Below are 19502 nucleotides of genomic sequence, written 5' to 3' on the forward strand. Positions count from 1 at the left end.
CATACCGGGTTGCAACACGGGACCGCCCACAGGGGTGCGTTCTTCCCGGACGGCCGCTTCAATTGACCTTGGCTCGGGATTCGGATTTCGTTGAAGGTCCGTCCTGCAACAGGCGATGGGCTTGGTCCAGCTGCGCGTGGGAACCGAACAGGATGAGCACGTCCCGGAGTTCGATGGTGAAGTCGGCGACGGGATTCGGCTGGGCTACCTGGTTGCGCACCACCGCGATGAGGGTCGCCCCGGTTTTGGTCTTGAGCTCAATCTGCCTGAGCGTCTTTCCATTGGCCCAGGATCCCTCCAGAACCAGGAATGAGCGGCTGAGCGAGGCGGTGAGGTAAGTTGAAAAGTTGGCCAGGCTGTCCATGTTCAAAGACAACCCGCGCAACATGCGGTAACCTTCCAGGCGCATCAGCTCCACCTGCTGCTCGATGACGTTGTGCGGCATGCCGAACTCGCGGAGCACGCGCGAGAAAATCTCAATCGAGGTTTCGAACTCGGCGGGGATCACCAGGTCCGCGCCCGCATGGGTCAACGTCTCCACCTCCGAAGCCAGGCGGGTCTTGACCAGGATGTAGAGGCTGGGGTTCAACTGCCGGGCCAGACGGATCACCTGTTCCAGCGCTTTCAATTCCTGGATGGACACCACGAGCATCTTGGCCTGGCGGATGCCCGCCCGCAGCAGGGTGGAGCGCTGGGTTGCGTCCCCATAAAACCCATGGCACTGCTCCACCAAAGCGCGTTTGATCTGCTGGCCATCCAGGTCCACCACGGTGAAGGGAATCTGGACCTCCTTCAACACCTTGGACAGGTTCTGCCCGACCGTGTCGTACCCCACCACGATGACGTGATCGCTCACCTGCGTCGCCTTGCTTTGCGTGCCGGTATCGGCGGCGAGCCCGCCCTTGAACAGGCGCAGGGACAGGCTGGAAGACATTTGGATCAGAAACGGGGCCACGATCATGGACAAAATGGAGACGATCAGAAACTGCTGGTACAGCCTGGAATCAAAAACCCCCGTCTCCAGAGCCACCGCCGCGAGAATGAGGGAGAACTCACCCACCTGCGCCAGCCGGATGCCGACGATGAAAGCGATGCGCGGCGCCGTGCCCGCCAGAATGGCGGCAACAAACGCCATCACCGCCTTGACGACAATGACCACCGCCGCAAGCATGAGTAAAAACCCCGGCTGTTCCAGAAACACCTCCACCTGCATCAGCATGCCCACCGAGGTGAAAAACACGCTGACGAAATATTCCTTCAGGGGAAGGATGTCGAGAATGATCTGGTGGTTGTACTCGGTCTCGGAAAGAATCAGCCCGGCGATGAACGCACCCATTGCCAGAGTCAACCCGATCTGGTGCGACACCCAGCCGGTTCCGAGAATGATGAAGATGACGAACAGCGTCAGGTGTTCCCGCTTCCCCACCTGCACAATCCTTCCCAACGCACGGGGAACAAGCAGACGGGAAAGAAAAAATACGCCGCCCACCGCGCCGATGGCTTTCACGAACGCCCACAGAAAACTCCAGCCGGAAATGGTTTCCATCTGCCCCAGGAGCGGCACCACCAGCATGAACGGCACCACGCACACATCCTGAAACAAAAGCACGCCGACGGCGATGCGCCCGTGCAGGGTATCGAGCTCCACCCGTTCGTTGAGCATGTTGAGCAGAATCGCGGTGCTGGACAACGCAATCAACAGGCCCAGCGCCACGCTCTGGTTCACCGGGAACGACATCGCCGAAAACAGGAAAAAACACACTACCGCGGTCAAGCCCAGCTGCAATCCGCCGGTGCCCACAATGCGCCCCAGTTGCTTCAGCATCTGGCTCAGCGAAAATTCAAGCCCGATGATGAACAGGAGGAGGATGACGCCGATCTCCGCCAGGTGCTCGACCGATTCCAGGTCGCCGATCAACCCCAGCCCGTGCGGGCCGATCAGCATCCCCGTCACCAGAAAGCCCACCACCGTCGGCAGCTTGAATCGATGAAAAAGGACCGTGATTGGCAGGGAAACGAGCAGGAGGATGGTGAGGTCTTGTATGAGTTGGGCCATGCAATGCTCGTGTCAGGAGGGAAGGACGTTTGGATTTTGAACACCCGGACGGGCCAATAATCCCTGTCCGTTTGGCAGTCCATCCATTATACTCAACCCGACTTTTTCAAGGGAGGAAAAGTCGCACTGAGAAGGGGGATTCTTTACGTGCAAAACGTTAAGGGAGGAAGTGTGACTGTATGGAACAGAATATTCAAACTCTGGAGACAAGTGGTGACGTTTTATTCCTGATGCTGGGGGCGGTGATGGTGTTCGCCATGCACGGCGGCTTCGCATTTTTGGAAGTCGGTACCGTGCGCAGGAAAAACCAGGTGAACGCGCTGGTCAAAATCATCGTCGATTTTTCAATCTGCACGGTGGTGTACTTCACGGTCGGGTACGCCATCGCCTACGGCGTGTATTTTTACGATTCCGCCGAGACCCTCGTCGCCGACAAACAGGGCTACGAGCTGGTGCATTTCTTTTTTCTTCTCACCTTTGCGGCAGCCATTCCCGCCATCATTTCCGGTGGCATCGCGGAACGCGCCAAGTTCTGGACACAGGCGCTGGCGGGGGCGTTGTTTGTCGCCTTCACCTATTCGCTGTTCGAGGGCATGGTGTGGGGCCAGATCTCGTTTTTGGGCCAGGACGGATCGTGGCTGGCCGGACTGGGCGGCAAACCGTTTCACGATTTCGCGGGATCGGTGGTGGTGCACTCCATGGGCGGGTGGATCGCGCTGGTCGGCGTCATTGTGCTGGGTCCGCGCCTCGGCCGGTGGAGCGCGTCGGGAAAAAGCACGCCGATCCCGGTCAGCAACATCCCGTTTCTCGCGCTGGGAAGCTGGATGCTGTGCATTGGCTGGTACGGATTCAACGTCATGTCCGCCGCCACGCTGACCGGCGTCACGGGGCTGGTCGCGATCAATTCCCTGTTCGCCATGGTCGGTGGCATCCTGTTCGCACTGGTCATCGGCAAGAACGATCCCGGCTTCATCCACAACGGCGCGCTGGCGGGACTGGTGGCCATCTGCGCCGGGTCCGACCAGGTGCACCCGATCGGCGCGTTATTCATCGGCGGTATCGCGGCGATCATCTTCGTCAAGGGCTTCATCTGGGAACAGGAAAAGCTGAAGCTCGACGACGTGCTGGGCGTGTGGCCCCTGCACGGCCTCTCCGGTACGTGGGGCGGCATTGCCTGCGGCATCTTCGGCCAGAAGGCGCTCGGCGGTCTGGGGGACGTGAGTTTTCTCTCGCAGCTGATCGGGTCGCTCATCGCGGTGGGCGTTGCCGTGGTGTTCGGCTTTGTCATCTACAAAACGCTCGACTCGCTGTTCGGCATCCGCCTCTCTAAAGAGGAAGAGATGCAGGGGTCAGACCTGTCGGTCCACCGGCTGGAAGCGTATCCGGAAGAGGTGATGTCCAAGTACAGCTGACACCACTACGTGGGGATGAATCGGCGTCGGTTATCGCAGGCGGGAGTGGAAACCCGGCAAACCCGGGTTACGCTTCGCGCGGCAGTTCGGTGACGGTGTAACCGCCGTTGCCGTCGGACTCGGCCTTCAGGTGATCGGGCAGTTTGGTGTTCTGGTCGAGCACCGCCTTTTGCAGCCTCTCTGCGGAAAGGTTGGTGACCAGGGAGAGGTCCGCCCCGGAAAAGTTGGCGCCGTCCAGAACCGTTTCGGCAAAGTCGGCGCCGCGCAGGCGCGCACCGGTCAGGTTCGCCCCCGCAAGGTCGGCCCCTTTCAGAAACGTGCGGTCGAGGATGGCGTTCTCGAAATTGGTTTCCCGGAGCACCGCTTCGCGCAGGTCGGATCCGGTGAAGTTGCACCCGCTCACGTCGGTGCCGGTGAGGTCGCCTTTCGAAATGTTGGTCTTGCTCAGGTGCGACTGCGGAATCTGCGCCCCGGCGAGATTGATGCCGATCATCATCGCGCCGCGCAGGTCGGACTTGTTGAGGCGGACGCCGGAAAGATTCGCTTCATTCATCTGGGCTTCCAGGAATTCCGAGCGCACCAGGTTCGCGCCCTGGAACTGGGCCCGTTTCAAAAGCGCCTGGTGGAACTTCGCGCCACTGAGGTCCGTGTTGCGAAAGTTCACGCCGGAAAGGTTCGTGCGGGTGAAGTCGGCGCGGATCAAAGACGCGCCGGAAAAGTTCGATCCGAACAGGTTGCTTCCCTTGAAGTAGCCGCCATTGATCGACGCGTTCTTGAAATTGGACCGCTTCAGGTTGCACCGCTCCAGGTCCACTTCCTTCATGTAACCTTCGCTCAGGTCGATGCCTTCAAGGTCCGACTTGTTGAGCCTGGCCCGCTCCAGGTTTTTCTTGGACGCCTCGATCTCCGCCTTGTCCAGTTGACGCCGTTCCACCATGATTGTCTCCGCAGAATTGACAGCGCATACTCTACCATAGAAGGCGGGACGTAAAAAAGACGCACAGGGGGGAGGGAACGTACCCCTCCCCACCGTCGCCTTTACTGCACCTGCTCGATGTGCGGCAGGAACTTGCCGTTCATGGTGACCACCATGCGGTCTTCGCCCTTGTCGCCTTTCACCTTGTCCACCGTGATCTTGAAGTCGATGGCCGACATGATGCCGTCGCCGAACTTCTCGTTCATCAGTTCCTTGATGCCTTCGCCGTAGTGCAGGCAGATCTCCGTCATGCGGTACACGTTCGGCTCCTGAATGAGCATCGGGTTGTACGAGCGCATCGGGCATTGCTTCATTTGCTCGATCATCTCCGCGTTGATGCCGGGCACGACCTTTTGCAGTTTCTCCGCCGTGCCTTCTTTCAACTGCGCCTGGTTCTGGAACAACTGCGCCACATAGCCGTTGCACAGGCCCAGGGCGTCGGCGATTTCATCATACGTTTTGCCGGATGCTTTTTTAGCGTCCTTCAGGCGGCGGACGAGTTCCGTCTTCTCCATGTGTCAAGACCTCCATAGGAAAGTGAGTTGCGTGGAATATTGAAGGGGGGATGAGCGGAATTGTACCAACGGTGGGCCGGGAATAAAAATAAAAATACTCTTTAAAGGGGGAGAAAAGGTGGGGCTGCTCGGCGGGCATTGATTTTATGGGATGCCGGGGAGGGTATGACGCGCAACAAAAATTAAAAGCCCACCCGGGGCGGGGTGGGCTTGCAAATTCGGGGTGGTGCCGAAGGTCGGAGTCGAACCGACACGGGGTCGCCCCCACCGGATTTTGAGTCCGGCGCGTCTACCAATTCCACCACTTCGGCGCGTAGCCAGAAAAGTTACCACAACCCCGTCGAAAGAACAACAATTCCCCCGCTCATTCAGAAGAGCGGTTGAAATCTCCTCCTTCCACCGCAGGGGGCTCTTCCTTCTTCTCCGTTTTCAGGAGCCGCTGGGCGGCGATCTTCCACTGCCGGGCGTTGGGGTTGTCCGGATCGATCTCCAGCAGGCGGTCGCAGTACTCGATGGCTTCTTCATAATGCTTCATCAGCATGCTGGAGCTGATGAGGTTGTTGAGGATGGGAACCGATGCGTTGTCCGCCACATACGCCTGCTGAAAAGCGACATCAGCGAAGAAGTAACTTTTTGTGTCCCAGTACACTTCGCCCATGCGGTTGTATGCCAGCGCGTTCCCCGGATCTTTTTTGACGGTGAGGCGGAACTGCTTCAAGGCATCGTCCAGCCGCCCGGCCTGGTGGTAGGCGCGGCCGAGCAGGTAATAGTATTTACCCGGCAGGTTCTCGCCCTGAATGATGCGCTCCAGAAACGGCACGGCCTGCGCCCCGCGGTCCTGCTCGACCAGCGCTTTTCCGGCGTGGTAGTAGGCGACGGGATTCTGCGTGCCGCCGTGGATGGCCGCCTCGAACTGCTCGATGGCGGAATCGAACCGCTCCTGCTTCATATACAAAAGCCCCAGCTTGAGGCGCAGGTTTTCGGAATCCGGCCGCACCGCGATCGCCTGTTTGAGCACCGCCTCCGCCTCGTCCGGCTTTTCCGCCTGCTCATAAAACGAAGCCAGCTGCATGGCCGCCACTCGCTGGCCGGGGGATTGGTTCAGCACATCCCGCCACAGCGTTTCCTCGGAAGTGAACACCAGGCCCCGCAACACGGCGAGGGTCAACAACACCGCTCCCAGTCCGGCGGCGATCGGAGCCAGACGTCCCGGCACCCGGTGGGTGAGGCGCGCCAGAGCCCAGGCCACGACGAGGTGGAGACCCGCTCCCGGCAGATAAAACCGCGCTTCGGAAACCAGCGGAGATTGAGGCACCAGGGCCGAGTTGGCAAGAAACGCAACACCGGTCCAGATCAACCCGAACCGCAGCAGGGGCGATTGTGTTTTTTTCCAGGCCAGCCACGCCACGGCCAGCGTCAATACCAGGGCCGCCCACACCCCCGCATCGCCCACACCCGCGAGGGCCGCATCCGGTAGAAAGCTCAGGTTGAACGGCAGAAGGTATTTGAACCCGTAATAGAACCAGAGGTATCCAACCTGGGTTGCAAGGTGATCCCAGCGGCCCGGAGCCCCATCGTCCGCAGCCAGCGCCGACGGATCCACCGGCGCCCTCCAGGCCATGTAGAGGAGAATGGGAATCATCACCGCGAGTCCGACCTTGAGCTCCCTTTTGAGAGCCGGGTCCTGACCGAACAAAATGAGGTACACCCCCGCGACCACCGGCAGGCACACCGCGGCCGGATGCGTGCCCGCCGCCAGCACAAAAAAAGCCACTGCCGCCAGCATCCAGGCGGATCCGGCAAAACTTTTGGGGGCTTCCTGTCTCAACCGCGCAAACCGGGCCACGCTCCACACCACCAGCAGCGAAAACAACGTGGACAGAAGGGATTCCCGGTCGGAAAGATAAGCTACCGCCTGAACGTTGAGCGGGTGAATGAGATGCAACCCCGCAGCCACCATCGGCACATACACCCATTCCGACTTCGGCCTGTCCCGCGTTCGCGCAACCGCTTCCACCAGCAGAAAATAAAGGGCCCAACCCGCCGCCACGTGGATCAACACATTGGTCAAATGGAAAGCCCAGGCCGAGCCGCCTCCGAGTACCCCGTCCAGTGCATAGGAAAAAAACAACACCGGCTGGCGGTACCCGTTCTCCAGCGAGAGCCCCTCCCAGGCCTTGGCCACGGAACCCGCCCGTGGGTCCTCAAGGATGAAGGAGGGGTCCTCGTAGACAAAAGGAGTGGAAAGTGTGGCCCCGCCTGCCACCAGACCCAGCACCGCAAGCACCATTAAGGCAGTAAGGTGTTGTTTTATACCGCTTTGAAACATATTCACAATCTGGTTTATTTTGGATGCTTTCAGCAAAAAGGTTTATAATAAATTGTCCGATACCGCATCAAACCGTTTACAATAAGCTAAAAAACGGGCAATTATAAAATAATATCAAACGTATCGGAACCCGCAGGGGATGTGGGGCCAGAGTGCCGCCTTCATTCATTGCCAATAGAAACTGACCGGATTGAAACACACCCGCGCAGTTCTGTCACCTGAATCATGAAACAGATCAATCAATTTGCCAACATCCTGACGATCCGCAACATCTCTTCCTTGTTCAAGACCACGTTCGAGGAGGTGGATGCCCTGCTCAAGATTTCCCTGGAGACGGGGCTGGACGTGGTGGGGTGCCGCAACGCATCGTTGCTGATGCTGAACGAGAAGACCGGCACCCTGCAATTTTACCAGGCCTCGGGGGAAGGCACGGACAAGCTGAAAATGGTGGAGCTGCCGCTCGGGGTGGGCATCGCCGGCATCGTTGCCAAAACGGGCGAACCCATCATTTCCAACAACGTGCGCAAGGACGAAAGATGGTTCCGGGAAGTCAGCGACATGACCGACATGGACGTGCAGTCCATCGCCTGCTTTCCACTCATGCTCGACGACAAAGTGCTGGGCGTGGTGCAGATGCTGGACAAGGAAGACGACACGCCGTTTGACGACGGGGACCACGTGTTTCTCGACCGCTTCTCGCGCATGATGGCGATGTTTTTGAACTTCACACGAAACAACGAAATTTTGGGCGAGGAGTTCGACCGCCTCCAGGAAAAGTACCGCCAGCGTTATTCCATCGTTGGGGAAAGCCCCCCTCTGCGCCGCGCCATCAGCCAGGCCGAGCGCGTGGCCAGTTCCAAGGCGGCGGTGTTGATCACCGGCGAAAGCGGAACGGGCAAGGAACTGTTCGCTCACCTCATCCACGACCGCAGTTCCCGGCAGACGCACCCTTTCGTTTCCATCAGCTGCGGCGCGCTTCCGGCATCGATCCTGGAACGCGAGCTGTTCGGCCACGAAAAAGGGGCGTTCACCGGAGCGGACAGCCGCAAAATCGGCCTGTTCGAGGCCGCGGACAGGGGCACCCTGTTTCTGGACGAGATCGGCGAAATGCCCCTCGACATGCAGGTCAAGCTGTTGCGCGTCATTCAGGAAGAATCGTTCATTCGGCTGGGCGGCACCTCGCAGACACAGGTGGATGTCCGCATCGTCTCCGCCACCAACCGCGATCTGGAAAAAATGGTGAAGGAAGGCACATTCCGCCAGGACCTCTTCTACCGTCTGAACGTCATCAATATCGAACTGCCGCCTCTCCGCGACCGCCATGAAGACATTGAGGACCTCCTTCATTACTTCATACGCAAGCACACTCCGGAAGGAGAAAAACCTAAAAAAGTTCCGAAGGGACTGGTCAACTATCTCCAGGGTTACCACTGGCCCGGGAATATCCGGCAGCTGGAAAACGCGGTCGAGCGTGCCATCGTTCTGGAAGAAGGGGAGGAACTCCGGCCGGACAGTTTTCCGTTTGAATCCACCAAGGCGCCGCTGGATGTGGAAGTCGGCGCCACACTCAAAGACGCCACCGACGCGTTTCGCCGCTCGTTCATACTCAACACCCTCAAGTCCACCAGCGGCAACCGCACCAAGGCGGCACAGATTCTGGACGTTCAGCGGTCTTACCTGTCGCGACTGATCAAGGAATTGAATATCGCCTGAACGTATTTTTTCGGGAGGAAGTCGTGAATACCGAGACCGCGCAGGATTTTATCCGCAATCAGGATAGAGTTTATGCGCTTTCAAGAAACTTTTTCGCCATCTACGACGCGCTGACCGATCCTGACAAATCCTTCCGCGACATCGGCCACATCATCGGGTGCGATGCCGGGTTCTCCGCCCGCCTGCTCAAGATCGTCAACAGCCCTTTCTACGGCTTCGAACGCAAAATCGAAAGCCTCGACCACGCCATCGCGCTGGTGGGCACGGAACCCCTCGCCGACCTGCTGTTTTCCATGTCCGTGATCCAGAATTTCCGCGGCGTGCCACACGACCTGTTCAACGAAGACCAGTTCTGGCGGCACAGCGTGGCCTGCGGCGTGCTGGCCAAACGGCTGGCCATGCGGATGGGTTGTGATCGCCCCGGACGCTACTACCTGGTGGGCCTGTTGCACGACATGGGCCGCATCCTCCTGTGTGTGCGTGAACCCAGGGCGGTTTCCGCCATCCTGACGCAACAGGCGGCGGAAGAACAGGACCTGTGCGCACTGGAAAAGAAACAATTTGGTTTCGACCATGCGGAACTGGGCGCGGTGTTGTTCGAGTCCTGGAAACTGCCTCCCATGCACGCGGAAGCCACCCGCTACCACCACCGGCCTGAAGAGGCCGGGGAATACCGTGACGACGCGCGCATCGTGGCGATGGCCGATTACCTGTGCCATGAGATGGAGTTCAGCCCGGACATGGAGTCCGGCAACCGCAGCGTGCCGGACGAATACTGGGCCCACCTCGACCTCATTCCCGAGATGGTCCCCTCGATCAAAAAACAGGTTGAACCCGAATTCGATTTCCTGCTGGAACTGGTGGTCTGACTTTTCCGGAGGCGACGAATCTTTTTTCCGGGCGGTTCCAATCTTTCCCGGTTCTGGTATGATGAGGCCTGTTTTTTCGAAACCGGAATCCTGTAACGGCAACCCCAACCCACTCGAACTCACGCATCATGACACTCATCGACGGAAAACTCGTCTCCTCGGTCATCAAGGACCGCGTCCAGGCGGAGGTGACGGAGCTCAAAAATAAAACCGGCAAGGTGCCGGGCCTGGCGGTGGTGCTGGTCGGCGAAGACCCGGCCTCCGCCGTGTACGTGAAAAACAAGAACAAAACCTGCGAGAAGATGGGGTTTCAGTCCCTGTCCCACAACCTGCCCGCGGAAACGGACGAAGCCACTCTTTTGAAGCTGGTGAGCGACCTGAACAGCGACGATTCGGTCCACGGCATCCTGGTGCAGCTGCCCCTGCCGAAGCAGATCGACTCGCAACGCGTGCTGGAAGCCATCGACCCGCGCAAGGATGTGGATGGTTTTCACCCGGTGAATGTCGGCCACCTTGCCAGCGGGGTCAAAACGCTTGCCCCGTGCACCCCCGCTGGTATCATAGAAATGCTGGACCACTACAAGATCGATATCGAAGGCAAGCGTGCGGTGATCATCGGCCGCAGCAACATCGTCGGCAAACCGATGGCGATGCTGCTGCTCCAGCGCAATGCGACCATCACCATCTGTCATTCGCGCACCAAGGATCTGCCGGAGGTGGCAAGGGAAGCGGACATCGTGGTCGGCGCCATCGGCAAACCGCGGTTCGTCACCGCCGACTTCGTGAAAGACGGCGCGGTGGTCATCGACGTCGGCATCAACCGCGTGGATGGCAAGCTGGTGGGCGATGTCGATTTCGACAACGTGGCGGAGAAGTGTTCGTTCATCACACCCGTGCCCGGCGGCGTGGGACCCATGACCATCGCCATGCTCATGCAGAACACGCTGACCGCGTTCAAGTCCATCCACAATCTGTGAGCCGCCCGCGCGGTTTGCTTTTGTCCGCAGCGCGGCACTCGTTTTGAGTATTTAAGGAATCGCCTCCATGGCTCAGTCCTCCCCGCAACCTTTCGGCGACGCCCCCCTCGAGGACGAAAGCGGTCACGTCTTCACCGTCACCGAGCTCACCCGCACTATCCGCGCCCTGCTCGAAGAGGCGTTCGACATGGTGTGGGTGGAGGGCGAAATCTCCAACTACGTCGTCGCCAACTCCGGCCACGCTTACTTCAGTCTCAAAGACGACAAGTCGCAGGTGCGCTGCGTGTTCTTCCGCGGCAACCGCCAGCGAACCAAGTTCCAGCCCGCCGACGGCGACCAGGTGCTGGTGTGCGGCCGGCTCAACGTGTACGAACCGAGAGGCGAATACCAGGTTGTGGTCGATTCGCTGGAACCGCGCGGACTGGGCGCACTGCAGAAAGCGTTCGAACAGCTCAAAGAAAAACTGCAGAAGGAAGGCCTGTTCGACGAGGCAAAGAAACAACCCATCCCGGAATTCCCGTGGCGCATCGGCATCGTGACCTCGCCCACCGGAGCGGCCATCCGTGACCTGCTGAACGTCATCACACGGCGCAATCCCAAAGTGTCGGTGCTCCTCTACCCGGTGCGGGTGCAGGGTGAGGGGTCCGCGGAGGAAATCGCCGAAGCCATCCGCCACATGAACACGCTCGAGGATCTCGACGTGCTCATCGTGGGACGTGGCGGCGGCTCCATCGAGGACCTGTGGGCGTTCAACGAGGAGGTGGTGGCCCGCGCCATTCACGCATCGGAGTTGCCGGTGATCTCCGCCGTCGGGCATGAGATCGATTTCACCATCGCCGATTTCGTCGCCGACCTGCGCGCACCGACGCCGTCGGCCGCGGCGGAACTCGCGGTTCCGCGCCTCAAGGACGTGATGGAGGATCTGAGCTGGCTCATCAATTCGCTGATCGACGGCATGGAAGACGAGATCGGCGAGTACAGGGAGCACCTCCGGCGGCTCATCGACCGGCGTTTTTTCCGCGAGCCGCAACGCATCCTCGAACAGCCCGCGCAACGGCTGGATGAAATAACACAACGCCTGCTTCGCGGGCTCGATCAATGGGTGCTGGTGCAACGCAACCGGGCCACGGGACTGGTCCACCGGCTCATGCAGGCGTCGCCGCAGTGGGACCTCAAACACGGCGAGGACCGGCGCGCCAACCTCGAGCACCGGCTGGTGAAACAGATGGCGTCGCAGTTCCGCTGGCACAAGCAACAGTTCGAAGGCGTTGCCAAAAATTTAAACGCGCTCAGTCCATTGTCGATTCTCGACCGCGGCTACAGCATCACCACCGACACCGCCTCCGGCAAGGCGGTGAAAGCGGCGGAGCAAATGAAGCCGGGCGATAAAGTGGAGGTGCGCCTGTCGAAAGGCAAACTCGACTGCACGGTGGACGGGACGAAAGAGTGAAATGCAAACAAGGATCCTTCCAATAAAAACCTTCTCTTTTTATAAGGGAGTCCATATATGGCGGAGATGAAGTTTGAAAAGGCGCTGCAGCGGCTGGAGCAGATCGTCGCCGAGCTGGAAAAAGGCGAACTCGACATCGACAAGTCGCTCCAGATTTTTGAAGAAGGCATCAAGATGTCGCGCATCTGTTCCAAGAAACTGCAGGAAGCGGAACAGAAGATCGAAAAGCTGACGCGCAACCAGAAAGGCGAACTGGTGGCGGAGCTGTTCGGCGGCGATGCGGCTCTGGCGGACGACGAAGAAGACGATGACGAAGAAGACGAATAAACTGCGGCTCGACCAGCTCCTGGTAAAAAAAAACTCGTGCCCTCGCGCGAGCGCGCGCAGGCGGTGATTCTCGCCGGGCGCGTACGCCTGGGCGATGAGGTGCTGGACAAACCCGGAAGAATGGTTGCGGAAGACGCCGCCCTCCTGGTGGAAGACCCCAACCCGTTCGTCAGCCGGGGTGGCGTCAAGCTGACACACGCGCTCACCACGTTCGGCATCGATGTACAGGGTAAAACGGCGGCGGACATCGGCGCCTCCACCGGCGGGTTCACCGACTGCCTGCTGCAGAACGGCGCGAAGAAGGTGTACGCCTTCGATGTCGGGTACGGCCAGCTCGACTGGAAACTGCAATCGGATGACCGCGTGGTCCTGCGCGACCGCTTCAACGCGCGCCACCTGAAACTGGAAGACGTTGACAACGCATCCGTGGACCTCGCAGTGATTGACGTGTCGTTCATTTCGCTCAAACTCATCCTGCCTCCGGTGTTCGCGGTGATGAAACAAGAAGCCGACCTTGTCGCGCTGGTCAAACCGCAGTTCGAGGTAGGGAAGAGTGAGGTCGAGCACAAGGGCGTCATCCGCGATCCGGCGAAACACGAAAAGGTGCTCACCGAGTTGACGGCGTTTGTGGCGGAGCAGGGCTGGGTCGCGTGCGGCCTCACCGCCTCGCCCATCACGGGTCAAAAGGGCAACCGCGAATACCTTTTGCATTGCGTGGCTGCCGGTCGTGGCGAGGCCATCGAACCCGCACACATCACGAAAGAGGTGCAGGCATGATATTGAGTGGCGACGACATTCACAAGGCCCTTGCCGCCGGACGCATGATCATCGAGCCCGCGCCGTCAAAAGCCAACATCGACACCACGTCGATCGACCTGCATCTGGGCGAGCCGCTGTGGATCTGGAAACCGGAGTACGAGCCGCACGGCGTTTCCGGCATCACCGTCAACCCGGAGCATTTCGATTACCGCCAGTTCAGCGAGCAGTATTTGATTGAAGTGCCGAAGGATGAGAAGGGATGTTACCGCATCGAACCGAAACGCATCTACCTCGGCTCCACATTCGAGAAAGTCGAGTTCCCGCCCGGATCGCGACTGGCGGGCCGCGTCGAAGGCAAAAGCAGAATCGCCCGCCTCGGCCTCATGGTGCACATGACCGCACCGATGATCCACTGCGGCACCGGCCTCGGCATCATCACGCTGGAGATGCTGAACCACGGTCCGTTCGTCATCGAGGCCAAACCCGGCGAGACGCGCATCTGCCAGCTGGTTCTCGAGGAAGTGACCAGCGATCCCGGCGACCGCTCCGGCCGCCAGTTCCACAAACAAAAAGACGCCAAAGGCTGACCGGCCTCGTCCGGCCCGGAGCGAACGGAGTAATGCCCGGCGGGCGAACGATGGTGATTGGAAGCAGATGGGCACCCCCTTCTCCGAAGTGGGCTGGGGGGGCTTTTTCCTTTTTGGTTTGTCATCCTGAACGCAGTGATGGATGACTTTTTCAAAGAGTTGCATTGACCATCGAGATCCTTCGCTGACGCTCAGGATTCAAGCGGAAGAATCCCCCTAACCCCCCTTTACAAGGGGGGACCGAGTGACGCAATCCGGTTACAGTTCGTCTTTGTAAACAATGAAGGCGTCTTTGGGATAGACGAGGTGGGTTTCGCCCCATTGATGGGCGCTGTGCAGGTCCCAGGCGGATTCATCGTCCAGCCCCTTGAGCCGCAGGCCGCCCGTGCCGCCGTAGATGAGCAGGGCCACGCCGTCGCCGGACTCTTCCACACGGCAGGCGTAAGCGGGGCAGGGCGCATTGGTCTCCGCGTCCCATCCGGTCACCTGCACCGGCTGGTCCGACCCCTGCACGGAGTACTTGATGGCGTACACCTCGCGCGGGGATTCCATCTCGCGGTACATCATGCTGAACGGCTGATCGATATTGCCGCACGGCTCGACTTCGAGAAACATAACGGGACCTCTCAGGATTAGGTCGTTTGCTGCGGGCTACGCCCGCCGGGACTCGCCATTTTCCGGGCGATGCGGTACAATCGGGCCTTCCCGAAAACCGGGGACTTTGGAAACGCCAATTGCCGCGGGCCACGCCCGCCGCAAAATGGCTACTGCCCGGTGGTTACGGCGATGGTCCGTGGGCGCAATTCCGAATTTATCCTGTTGTCACCGGACTCAGTCCGGCGGGCCCGGCCCGCCATCCATCATATAACCCTTTTCAAGGATTTGCGAATGCATAAACTGGTTTTGATGCGCCACGGCCAGAGCATCTGGAACCTGGAAAACCGCTTCACCGGCTGGACCGACGTGGACCTCACCGACCAGGGCCGCGATGAAGCCCGACAGGGGGGACAGCTCATCCGCGAGGCCGGGCTGACGTTCGACGTGGCCTACACCTCTGTTTTGAAACGCGCCATCCGCACGTTGTGGATCGCGCTCGACGAACTGGACCTGATGTGGATTCCGGTCCACCGCTCGTGGCGGCTGAATGAACGCCACTACGGAAATTTGCAGGGACTCAACAAAGCCGAAACCGCGGAGAAACACGGCGACGACCAGGTGAAGATCTGGCGGCGCAGTTACGACATCCCGCCGCCGCCGCTGCCCGACGGCGACGACCGCCTGCCGCACAACGATCCGCGCTATGCCGGGGTCGATGCCACCGACCTGCCGAAGACCGAAGCGCTGAAACACACGGTGGACCGCTTCCTGCCGTACTGGAACGACACCATCGTGCCGGAGATCAAGGCGAACAAGCGCGTGCTCATCTGCGCCCACGGCAACAGCCTGCGCGCGCTGGTGAAGCACCTCGACAGCATCAGCGAGGCCGACATTGTGGAGCTCAACATCCCGACGGGCATTCCGCTGGTATACGAACTGGATGACAATTTGAAGCCGATCAAGAGTTATTACCTGGGCGACCCCGAAGCCGCGAAGAAAGCGGCGGACGCCGTCGCCAAACAGGCCGGCGGTAAATAAACCGGAATTCAACCCCCAGCCCGATTTGCACGGGCCGGGGGTTTTTGTTTTTACCTGGAAACGGCCGCTCCTTCCACGGGCAGGCCGTGTTCCAACCAGTCCTTCTTTCCTTCCTCGTAACGGGACACATCCGTGTACTCCATCGCCACCAGCGATTCGGCCACCTTTGTCGAACTCTGGCAGGTTTCACTGGCGCAGTACACGACAATCCTCGCCTCCTTCGCCGGCAACAGCTTCGGCGCCTTCTCCTCCACTTCATCGTAATTGATCTGAATGGCCCCCGGCAGGTGGCCCTGTTCGAAGTGCTCCCGGGGCAGTGCCTCCACCAGGGTCAGGTTGGCGCCGTCGTTCAAAAGTTGCCGAATCGCATTCCGTTTGATTTTCCTTGTCATCATAAAATCTCCCAATCAAGAAATAATATTGTTGCATTTGCAACTAAAAGAATGCATTTTTTTGGTTGCGATTGCAACAAAAATTCTGTAAGGTGACCGCATGGCCGCTAAATACTTGACGCAACTGGAAGAAACAGCGTGGACGGGCCTCATCAAAGGGCACCAGGTGGCGATGGACCGGGTCGAGTCCGCCCTGAAACGGCAGGGATTTCCACCTTTGGTCTGGTACGACGTGCTGTTGGAACTGTCCCGCGTGACCGGCGGCCGGCTCCGGCTGACGGAGATCGGCGAGGCCACCCTGTTGAAAAAGTTCAATGTCACCCGCCTGATCGACCGCATGGCGGCGGAGGGGCTGGTTCGGCGAGAGGCCTGCGTGGAGGACGCGCGGGGGGCCTATGCCGCGATCACCGCCAAAGGACGGAAACTGCAACAACGTATGCGGCCGGTGTACCACGCCGCCGTACGCCGGCATTTCATGGAATGTTTCAGGAAAGAAGAGGTTTCCGTGCTTGCTGATTTGTTTCAGCGACTGCTCAAGCAACCCGGGGAACAAAACGGACCGGCCAGGGAATCGGAGCCCACGTAACCCGATTCGGATTGCGCCTGCGGATCATCGTTCGCCCACCACGCATTGGCCATCCATCAGCGGCGATCCGCCGCACGGCTGTGAGCCGAAGCCAACACAACCCCATCAAGATCGCGCCCGCCGGCCATCGTTCGCCCGCCACGCAGTAGCCATTTATCTCCGGTGATTCACCGGGCACAGCGGAAGCCCTGCCAGATTTTGAAGACGTGCGGTTCTTCGTTGAAGCGGTACGTGGTGCGCAGGTAATAAGCTTTGAAGTACCAGTTGCCGCCGCGCAGGACGCGCGAGTCGCCGGATTCGGGCCCCGCAGGATTTTTTTGCGGCGAGCGTTCGTAATAGGCGGGACCATACCAGTCGCCCACCCACTCCCACACATTGCCCGCCATGTGATGCAGACCGTAAGGCGAGCGGCCCCGGGGCAGGGCGTCGACCGGTTCCATCACCTGAAAACCCAGGTCAGCGAAAGAACGGCGGAAGGTGACGCGGTCGTTCGTGGGGAATTCATCTCCCCAGGGAAACAGGCGTGCTTCGGTTCCGCGTGCCGCTTTTTCCCATTCCGCTTCCGTCGGCAGGCGCTTGCCCACCCAGCGGCAGTAGGCATCCGCTCCGTACCACGACACCCGGTTGACGGGATGCCGGTCCAGTCCCGGCCGCGCGCGGTAACGTTCGCCCACCTTCTCCACCGTCACCGCTTTACCCAGTTCAATGAAACGGTCCGCCTTTTCCGGATGCGCGTTCAAAAACTCCGCGAACTGCTGCGCCGTCACCTCATAAAGGTCCATGGCGTAAGTATCGAGATGCACCGTATGCACGGGTTGCTCGTCGGTATCGCCCCAGCCCTGCGGGTTGTCGATGTCGAGGCCCATGGTGAAGGGTCCCGCCGGAATGACCACCATGTCGGTGATATCGATGTTTTCCCGGGTGGAAGCACAGGCCGCAAGCACCAGGCACAGGACGAAGAACACGCTCCATCGAAGACGATTCAACCGCGGGGCGTTTTTAAAATCGGGAAAGCGGAAACGTTTTTCCGGGTAGAGCGTAAAGGAAGTCATGAAACGGAGGAATCAGTTCGGGAACAGGGTTTGTGACCGCTTTTCCTGTTCCGGTTTGCGGGTTCCAACCAGGGCGCGTTCCTGGGGAAGGAAGATTTCGAACCGGGTGCCCTTGCCCACTTCGCTTTCAACCCCGATGTGCCCGCCGAAGCGCTGGACGATCTTGGTCACCGTCGCAAGGCCCAGCCCCACGCCTTCTTCACGCGTGGTGAAGAAAGGATCGAATATCTGCTTGCGTTTGTCCAGGGGGATACCGCGGCCCTGGTCCTCCACGATCAGCAGCACGCCCTTGCGCTCGGTTTGGAAATCGCGATGCCGGTGACCCTGGACCTCCCGCAGTTCCAGCCGTATGGTACCGTTCTTATCCATGGCCTGGATGCCGTTGATGCACAGGTTCCACACCATCTGTTTGATCTGGTCTTCCTCGCTTTGAACGACCACGTGTTTCGACGGCACATTCAAAACAATGTCGATGGAAGAATCGTATTCATTGCTGTTCTTGAGAAGCATGACCACATCCTGAAGCAGCTGCGTGAGATCGATGACCGTGGTCTTGGACTTTCGCGGCTGGGAATAAGACAGGAAATCCTTGACGATGGAATTCAGCCGGTCGGTTTCCTTGATGACGATATCCATGAGCCGTTTGTACTGGTCCTCCACCTGCAGCGAATCGCGAAGCACCTGGATGGAACCACTCAGCGATGCCAGCGGGTTGCGGATTTCATGCGCGAGTCCGGCAGAGAAGCGACCCACCGCCGCCAGCTGCTCCGACTGCAAAATCTTTTCCTCCATCTTGCGCATTTCCGTCAGGTCTTCCAGCACCACGATGTAGCCTTCCGACTTGAAGCCGTCCTTGAACGGGTCCATGCTGGGCCGGATGAGCGAGCTGATTTTCATGACAACCAGAATGGTCTCGCCGTCCTTGCGCTGGAATTCCCCTTCCAGCGTTACGGGCAACTGCACCGACTGGCGGTCGAGGAAAAACGACCTCAATGGCGGCACCGGAAGCAAATCGTACGCCATGCGGCCCAGGCTGTGATCGGCAGTGCACCCGGTTATCTGTTCGCAGGCGGTGTTGACGGAGGTGACGCGTCCTTCATGGTTGGTAGTGAGCAGGCCATTGACCATGTTCTGCACCACGTTCTTATGAAACTCCTGAAGCTTTTTCAGGTCCAGGCTTTTGGAACGCAGTTCGTCGTTGATGATGCGCAGGCGGTGGTTGAGGATGCTGCTCAGGTAGGCCACCGAATAAAACGAGGCCAGGTTCAGGGCAATGATGTAAAAGCCGTACGCACCCTGGTACGAGATATTGGATTTCTGGAAAAAGTAAATCGGGCGGATCACGTTGAAGTATTCCAGGTCCACGAGGAGACCGTAGATGATGCTGGCCCCCGAGGCCGCCAGGTACACCGCCGCCCGCGGCAACATGACACTGGTGGCGATGATGACAAACAGGAAGACGAAAGAGAGCGGACTTTCGATTCCACCGGTGGTGTAGATCAACCCGCCAACGGTGGTGAGGTCGCCCAGCACCTGGGCCCATGCCACCCAGACGAGGGGCATCTTGAGCCGCAACATCAAGGCATAAATGATGCAGAGGAAATAAGCGCTTCCCAGCACGATGCTGAGGGGCATGATGGGGGTTTCGTAACGGGCGTTGTGCTCGAAGGCGATGGCGAGGGCGACGAACCCGGTCAGGAACACGACCCGGAACACCATGATCGTCTTGACCCGGAGAAGGAGCTCTTTATCAGGATAATCCTGGGTCTTAAACATGGTCTCCTCAATGTCGTCGGGCCCCGGCAAGAGCGAACCCGGTTTGCCCCTTCAGTCGACCTGTGCGGGTGCACGGGAGTGCACCGGACAC

18 protein-coding genes and 1 tRNA gene are annotated in these 19502 nt (G+C 59.4%); 10 read left to right on the plus strand and 9 right to left on the minus strand.

From position 1 onward, the window contains the following. Positions 1-58: 58 nt before the first annotated feature. Positions 59-2056, minus strand: a complete 1998-nt coding sequence (locus tag ACTRW9_RS04135) for a cation:proton antiporter domain-containing protein (protein WP_442428398.1) — start codon at positions 2054-2056, stop codon at positions 59-61. 179 nt (positions 2057-2235) lie between these two features. Here ACTRW9_RS04135 and ACTRW9_RS04140 point away from each other — a divergent pair, with 179 nt between their 5' ends. After that, positions 2236-3468 carry an ammonium transporter gene (locus tag ACTRW9_RS04140; RefSeq protein WP_442428399.1) on the plus strand — a complete coding sequence of 411 codons (1233 nt, stop codon included), beginning with the start codon at positions 2236-2238 and terminating at the stop codon, positions 3466-3468. Between the two features lie 67 nt (positions 3469-3535). On the opposite strand, the gene ACTRW9_RS04145 is transcribed toward ACTRW9_RS04140, so the two are convergent. The 4 genes from ACTRW9_RS04145 to ACTRW9_RS04160 all read right to left on the minus strand — a co-directional run bounded on the left by ACTRW9_RS04145 (position 3536) and on the right by ACTRW9_RS04160 (position 7288). Then, positions 3536-4405, minus strand: coding sequence for a pentapeptide repeat-containing protein (locus tag ACTRW9_RS04145; protein ID WP_442426870.1), 870 nt, complete (start codon positions 4403-4405; stop codon positions 3536-3538). Positions 4406-4506: 101 nt separating this feature from the next. Then, complete coding sequence (cynS, locus tag ACTRW9_RS04150) at positions 4507-4959, minus strand: cyanase (protein ID WP_442428400.1); 453 nt, start codon at positions 4957-4959, stop codon at positions 4507-4509. 224 nt (positions 4960-5183) lie between these two features. Further along, positions 5184-5270, minus strand: a tRNA-Leu gene (locus tag ACTRW9_RS04155). A 53-nt stretch (positions 5271-5323) separates the two neighbouring features. Next, positions 5324-7288, minus strand: a complete 1965-nt coding sequence (locus ACTRW9_RS04160; RefSeq protein WP_442428401.1) for a tetratricopeptide repeat protein — start codon at positions 7286-7288, stop codon at positions 5324-5326. Between the two features lie 225 nt (positions 7289-7513). Between ACTRW9_RS04160 and ACTRW9_RS04165 the strand changes: the two genes are divergently transcribed. The 7 genes from ACTRW9_RS04165 to ACTRW9_RS04195 all read left to right on the plus strand — a co-directional run bounded on the left by ACTRW9_RS04165 (position 7514) and on the right by ACTRW9_RS04195 (position 13970). Next, positions 7514-9001: a sigma-54 interaction domain-containing protein gene (locus ACTRW9_RS04165; protein WP_442428402.1), complete on the plus strand. Its 1488-nt coding sequence runs from the start codon at positions 7514-7516 to the stop codon at positions 8999-9001. A gap of 23 nt (positions 9002-9024) precedes the next feature. Next, a complete protein-coding gene (locus tag ACTRW9_RS04170; RefSeq protein ID WP_442426874.1) occupies positions 9025-9870 on the plus strand; it encodes an HDOD domain-containing protein in 846 nt (281 codons plus the stop codon). A 128-nt stretch (positions 9871-9998) separates the two neighbouring features. Beyond that, the gene (gene folD / locus ACTRW9_RS04175) at positions 9999-10847 is read left to right on the plus strand and encodes a bifunctional methylenetetrahydrofolate dehydrogenase/methenyltetrahydrofolate cyclohydrolase FolD (RefSeq protein ID WP_442428403.1); all 849 of its coding nucleotides are present in this window, start codon (positions 9999-10001) and stop codon (positions 10845-10847) included. A 67-nt stretch (positions 10848-10914) separates the two neighbouring features. After that, positions 10915-12297, plus strand: coding sequence for an exodeoxyribonuclease VII large subunit (gene xseA / locus ACTRW9_RS04180; protein WP_442428404.1), 1383 nt, complete (start codon positions 10915-10917; stop codon positions 12295-12297). 57 nt (positions 12298-12354) lie between these two features. Then, positions 12355-12624 carry an exodeoxyribonuclease VII small subunit gene (locus tag ACTRW9_RS04185; RefSeq protein ID WP_442428405.1) on the plus strand — a complete coding sequence of 90 codons (270 nt, stop codon included), beginning with the start codon at positions 12355-12357 and terminating at the stop codon, positions 12622-12624. Positions 12625-12660: 36 nt separating this feature from the next. Further along, complete coding sequence (locus tag ACTRW9_RS04190) at positions 12661-13401, plus strand: TlyA family RNA methyltransferase (RefSeq protein WP_442428406.1); 741 nt, start codon at positions 12661-12663, stop codon at positions 13399-13401. Continuing rightward, on the plus strand, positions 13398-13970 hold the full coding sequence (locus ACTRW9_RS04195; protein WP_442428407.1) for a dCTP deaminase: 573 nt from the start codon (positions 13398-13400) through the stop codon (positions 13968-13970). The genes ACTRW9_RS04190 and ACTRW9_RS04195 overlap by 4 nt, the downstream gene beginning before the upstream one ends. Before the next feature lie 258 nt (positions 13971-14228). On the opposite strand, the gene ACTRW9_RS04200 is transcribed toward ACTRW9_RS04195, so the two are convergent. Beyond that, complete coding sequence (locus ACTRW9_RS04200) at positions 14229-14585, minus strand: hypothetical protein (RefSeq protein ID WP_442428408.1); 357 nt, start codon at positions 14583-14585, stop codon at positions 14229-14231. 273 nt (positions 14586-14858) lie between these two features. On the opposite strand from ACTRW9_RS04200, the gene gpmA reads away from it, so the two are divergent. Next, a complete protein-coding gene (gene gpmA, locus ACTRW9_RS04205) occupies positions 14859-15605 on the plus strand; it encodes a 2,3-diphosphoglycerate-dependent phosphoglycerate mutase (protein WP_442428409.1) in 747 nt (248 codons plus the stop codon). Between the two features lie 50 nt (positions 15606-15655). On the opposite strand, the gene ACTRW9_RS04210 is transcribed toward gpmA, so the two are convergent. After that, positions 15656-16000: a rhodanese-like domain-containing protein gene (locus tag ACTRW9_RS04210; protein ID WP_442428410.1), complete on the minus strand. Its 345-nt coding sequence runs from the start codon at positions 15998-16000 to the stop codon at positions 15656-15658. A gap of 97 nt (positions 16001-16097) precedes the next feature. Here ACTRW9_RS04210 and ACTRW9_RS04215 point away from each other — a divergent pair, with 97 nt between their 5' ends. Further along, positions 16098-16583 carry a MarR family winged helix-turn-helix transcriptional regulator gene (locus ACTRW9_RS04215; protein ID WP_442426884.1) on the plus strand — a complete coding sequence of 162 codons (486 nt, stop codon included), beginning with the start codon at positions 16098-16100 and terminating at the stop codon, positions 16581-16583. Positions 16584-16750: 167 nt separating this feature from the next. On the opposite strand, the gene ACTRW9_RS04220 is transcribed toward ACTRW9_RS04215, so the two are convergent. Then, complete coding sequence (locus tag ACTRW9_RS04220; RefSeq protein ID WP_442428411.1) at positions 16751-17635, minus strand: formylglycine-generating enzyme family protein; 885 nt, start codon at positions 17633-17635, stop codon at positions 16751-16753. Between the two features lie 12 nt (positions 17636-17647). After that, positions 17648-19411: a two-component system sensor histidine kinase NtrB gene (locus ACTRW9_RS04225; RefSeq protein WP_442428412.1), complete on the minus strand. Its 1764-nt coding sequence runs from the start codon at positions 19409-19411 to the stop codon at positions 17648-17650. Positions 19412-19502 lie beyond the last annotated feature (91 nt).

Origin of the sequence: Nitrospina sp. 32_T5, from assembly GCF_052156635.1 — a bacterium.
Taxonomy (GTDB): domain Bacteria; phylum Nitrospinota; class Nitrospinia; order Nitrospinales; family Nitrospinaceae; genus Nitrospina.

What these genes read in the sequence shown, in the direction of transcription:
- cynS (WP_442428400.1), bottom strand. Translation starts at nt 4,959, where the DNA reads ATGGAGAAGACGGAACTCGTCCGCCGCCTGAAGGACGCTAAAAAAGCA.
- ACTRW9_RS04215 (WP_442426884.1), top strand. Translation starts at nt 16,098, where the DNA reads ATGGCCGCTAAATACTTGACGCAACTGGAAGAAACAGCGTGGACGGGC.
- ACTRW9_RS04135 (WP_442428398.1), bottom strand. Translation starts at nt 2,056, where the DNA reads ATGGCCCAACTCATACAAGACCTCACCATCCTCCTGCTCGTTTCCCTG.
- ACTRW9_RS04165 (WP_442428402.1), top strand. Translation starts at nt 7,514, where the DNA reads ATGAAACAGATCAATCAATTTGCCAACATCCTGACGATCCGCAACATC.
- gpmA (WP_442428409.1), top strand. Translation starts at nt 14,859, where the DNA reads ATGCATAAACTGGTTTTGATGCGCCACGGCCAGAGCATCTGGAACCTG.
- folD (WP_442428403.1), top strand. Translation starts at nt 9,999, where the DNA reads ATGACACTCATCGACGGAAAACTCGTCTCCTCGGTCATCAAGGACCGC.
- ACTRW9_RS04140 (WP_442428399.1), top strand. Translation starts at nt 2,236, where the DNA reads ATGGAACAGAATATTCAAACTCTGGAGACAAGTGGTGACGTTTTATTC.
- ACTRW9_RS04195 (WP_442428407.1), top strand. Translation starts at nt 13,398, where the DNA reads ATGATATTGAGTGGCGACGACATTCACAAGGCCCTTGCCGCCGGACGC.
- xseA (WP_442428404.1), top strand. Translation starts at nt 10,915, where the DNA reads ATGGCTCAGTCCTCCCCGCAACCTTTCGGCGACGCCCCCCTCGAGGAC.
- ACTRW9_RS04145 (WP_442426870.1), bottom strand. Translation starts at nt 4,405, where the DNA reads ATGGTGGAACGGCGTCAACTGGACAAGGCGGAGATCGAGGCGTCCAAG.
- ACTRW9_RS04200 (WP_442428408.1), bottom strand. Translation starts at nt 14,585, where the DNA reads ATGTTTCTCGAAGTCGAGCCGTGCGGCAATATCGATCAGCCGTTCAGC.
- ACTRW9_RS04185 (WP_442428405.1), top strand. Translation starts at nt 12,355, where the DNA reads ATGGCGGAGATGAAGTTTGAAAAGGCGCTGCAGCGGCTGGAGCAGATC.
- ACTRW9_RS04160 (WP_442428401.1), bottom strand. Translation starts at nt 7,288, where the DNA reads ATGTTTCAAAGCGGTATAAAACAACACCTTACTGCCTTAATGGTGCTT.
- ACTRW9_RS04210 (WP_442428410.1), bottom strand. Translation starts at nt 16,000, where the DNA reads ATGATGACAAGGAAAATCAAACGGAATGCGATTCGGCAACTTTTGAAC.
- ACTRW9_RS04225 (WP_442428412.1), bottom strand. Translation starts at nt 19,411, where the DNA reads ATGTTTAAGACCCAGGATTATCCTGATAAAGAGCTCCTTCTCCGGGTC.
- ACTRW9_RS04220 (WP_442428411.1), bottom strand. Translation starts at nt 17,635, where the DNA reads ATGACTTCCTTTACGCTCTACCCGGAAAAACGTTTCCGCTTTCCCGAT.